Genomic DNA, 3372 nt, shown 5'->3' on the forward strand with positions numbered 1-3372 from the left:
CTTGCCATTGAACGTCAGCGTGAACAGGCCGCGGCTCCCTTTCTTGGTCTCAAGCTCTGCGCGCACCAGGGCGCCATCGGTCGGCACCACCATCGCAACGGCTTCATCAACCTCGACATCCGCTTGCAATGAATTCACATCCAACGCAACGCGGTTCAAGCGGTAACTGGATGCATAGGGGATGACTGCATAACCATCCGCATCGGTGGCCATGCCAATAGTATTTTCAATATCAACTCCCCCCGCTCCCGGGGCGGCAACCAGAATATTGGTATTACCCAGCGGTTGGCTGAATGTCACACCGTCCGCATGGACCACCAGCCCACCCGACCCTCCGTAGGTAATTTGCTGCTGATCCTCGCTATAGTTATACCCAAGCTCAATATTACCCTTGGTACCCTGATATTGAATATGCGCGTTACCATTGGCTCCCACGCCCTTATTGGTATATCCCTGCTGAACGCTGTAATTCAGATTTTTTTCTTCCAATGCGGTCCCGCTCAACCCCACTCTATGGGTCGTCTTGCCATCCGCATCATAACTGACGCCGTAATCCGCATAGGCTGAAGAATAATCATCCGCCGTCGCTAACCATTTCCCAATGGGGAAGGAGAAATTCAGTGAGATGACTTTGTTCTCATCCAGTTCAAAGGCACTCTGGTTATAGCTGTAGGCGATCGAATAAGTAACGTCATTCCAGACACCGGAGTAGCCAAGCTGCAGATATTTATCCGCTTCGTCGGTCTCCCAATAATTTTGCACGCGAGCGCTCAAATAGATCGATTCAGCATCCCCGACCTGTTGGCTGATACTGCCTTCCAGTCTGCCACGCTTGGCATAATGGAGGTCATAGCTGGTTATAGGTTCATCCGTCAGGTCAGAATCATCCGAGCCTTCATTGCCATCTTCGTCAATAGAACCCGACATGTCCTTATAGGTGCTGTCGGCGAAGGTGTAATATCCCTGCGTCGAATAGTGGGCTCCCAATAACTGCAGATCGGTGCCAAAATCCACCAGCGACTTGGCATAGAGCAGACTGAAAGATTGCCCTTGTGTCTCGGTGTCGTCCGGTAATACTGTGTTGGCATGAGATAACTTGACAGAGAGCGCGCCGAAGTCCCCCATATTTTTACCCATACCCACAGCAAAGGAAGAATAATCTGATGACAGCTGGGTCCCCCCAAAGAGCGTAACCGTTTCCGTTACCCCCATGGCAAGCGAGCCCTGGACAAATTCTGGATCCTCTTGCGCATCACTGCCGGAACGATATTTACCCACGGTAACGTCGTATTTCACCCGACCATCACGGAGTAAATTTGGAATAGATGCGAAGGGCACCGTATAATGATTGACGCTACCATCATTTTCTTTTATTTCGACATCCAGATCACCGTTTGCTGAGGTCGCAAACAGATCTTCAATCAGAAATGGTCCCGGTGGGACATGAGCTTGATAAATCACGAAACCATTTTGCTTGATGGTGACGCTGGCATTACCCTTGGCAATGCCCCGTATCGTTGGCGCATATCCCTGCAAGCTGCTGGGATACATTTGTTCATCTGAGGCCAGTTGAGCACCACGAAAGCCGACACTGTCAAATATGTCTGAGGATGTGCTGCTATCACCTATGATGAGCTCGCTCTTCAATGGAATAATAGCCCGAGCGAGGTGGTTGCTCACACTCTGCAGTTCGTTAACCTCGTCACCCTTGTTCCAGGTTGAATAATTTCTAAAACGCCATGCACCAATATTCAAGCCGGAGTTCAACGCAATGAAATAGTCATCACCGATATCCTCCTTACCCACGCTATTACTGCCACTGAACATATAGTTCAACATCAGGGCGTTGATGCCTTCATCCCAGAGATCTTCTGATACCTCTCCTAGCGCACGCTTGGTCATGGCGGCCTGCGGAATGCTCAAGTCCAGTCGCAAACGCTCAAAATAGAAGACAAAATCGGCCCCCGGGATCAGGGTTCTGATATCAGTTGGCTCGGCGCTGCCCCCGGTCTCACCGGATTGCGATTCAGGCAAGGTCTGCGCATCAATTCCCATGGCAATCAGTTCATCGACTGACAGCACAGGACTCAACCCATCGCCATCCTTCTCGGATGTGCTGGCAACGAAGGCCATATCTCTGGTATCGACGAATTGATCGTTCAAATAGATATCGACCCGATAGGTTCCCGGTAACTGGCCATTATTTTCAAACGCGGCCAGATCCGCTACAGCGGACGGATCTCCGGATAAAAATGCGGGATTAAACTGGACATCGGCCCGGGCATCAGAGATAACGACCCATCCCGCCAATAATACGGTCAATGACTTCGGATTCAACATTGCTTCCATCCATGATTATGTTGGACAAATGGACGGCTTGGTTTGAGAACCGTAATCATTGATAGATTGAAAAACCACGTTACCGGCCAGATTGCCGACATCGACACTCTCTGTTGTCAGTGGCGGTACCATCATGTTCGCTATTTTTGTCTTCCCTATCTGCAGATTGACCATGGTGACAAAATAGGGTGACGGGTTGCTGACCTTCAGCATGCCACGCTCGATGTTGCAACGCAGGCTGGCGGGTGCGTCTGCTGACGCCGTCGGTAATCCCTGAGGACGGAAAAATAGCTTGATGACACTTTGAGTGGCAATCTGCAGGGTATTGCTCTTTTGGGCCTCCTCAGAAACGGCCGGAATGGCCTTGGCATTGAGGTAGTACACACTCTCGCGATCACTTGGCAGAGGATTCGTACCCACATAAATCATCCTGAGGGTATTCTCTTTTTTCGGCAGCAATTTAAACAGCGGAGGAGTCACCACGAAGTCACTGCTTTTCTTCTCGGCGCTATCCGTGATCCAGGACTGGATCAAAAAGATGGCTTTTTCATCGGTATTGGTCACCGCCAGCGACACCTGTTTATTACCCTGAGGATAAATCACGCGAGTGGCACCCAGCACAACCCCACCCGCCTGGGCGGCAGTGGTGATGAAGAAAAGGGCAGCCCCCATAAAGAGTGAATAGATGTTTTTGTGCGCTATCATAAATACCTCTCAGGGATAGGCGACTAAAAAATAAACAGGAACACTGATGGGTGACTCACTGGACATGGGCACCAAAAACTTGAATTTTGAATGGAACCGAAAGACGGGACCATTCACGGAATGCACGAGGGTCGGCGCGTTGGCAACCCGAATGACCACCCGGCCATCGGACCAATCCCAGGCATCCTCCTCATCCTTGGCCAGGCTGCCGATGAAGCGCGAACCATCGCCCTCTTCAACGCCGCTGAAACTGGCACTCACTTGCTGACTGACCGAGGAGACACACTCGCTCAGCCGAATATCAAACAACTCTGCATCGGTCCACTC

The 3372-nt window shown here is 50.9% G+C and carries 3 protein-coding genes; all 3 read right to left on the minus strand.

Going from position 1 to position 3372, the window contains the following annotated elements; genetic code table 11:
* A partial coding sequence (locus tag LG30_RS0107630; protein WP_052100898.1) for a fimbria/pilus outer membrane usher protein occupies nucleotides 1–2340 on the minus strand: 2340 nt, incomplete at its 3' end.
* 15 nt (nucleotides 2341–2355) lie between these two features.
* Nucleotides 2356–3045: a fimbrial biogenesis chaperone gene (locus tag LG30_RS0107635; protein ID WP_033130113.1), complete on the minus strand. Its 690-nt coding sequence runs from the start codon at nucleotides 3043–3045 to the stop codon at nucleotides 2356–2358.
* Nucleotides 3046–3054: 9 nt separating this feature from the next.
* Nucleotides 3055–3372: hypothetical protein (locus LG30_RS22350; protein WP_033130114.1), on the minus strand; the 318-nt coding region annotated here is incomplete at its 5' end.

This window comes from Aeromonas aquatica, from assembly GCF_000764655.1.
Taxonomy (GTDB): domain Bacteria; phylum Pseudomonadota; class Gammaproteobacteria; order Enterobacterales; family Aeromonadaceae; genus Aeromonas; species Aeromonas aquatica.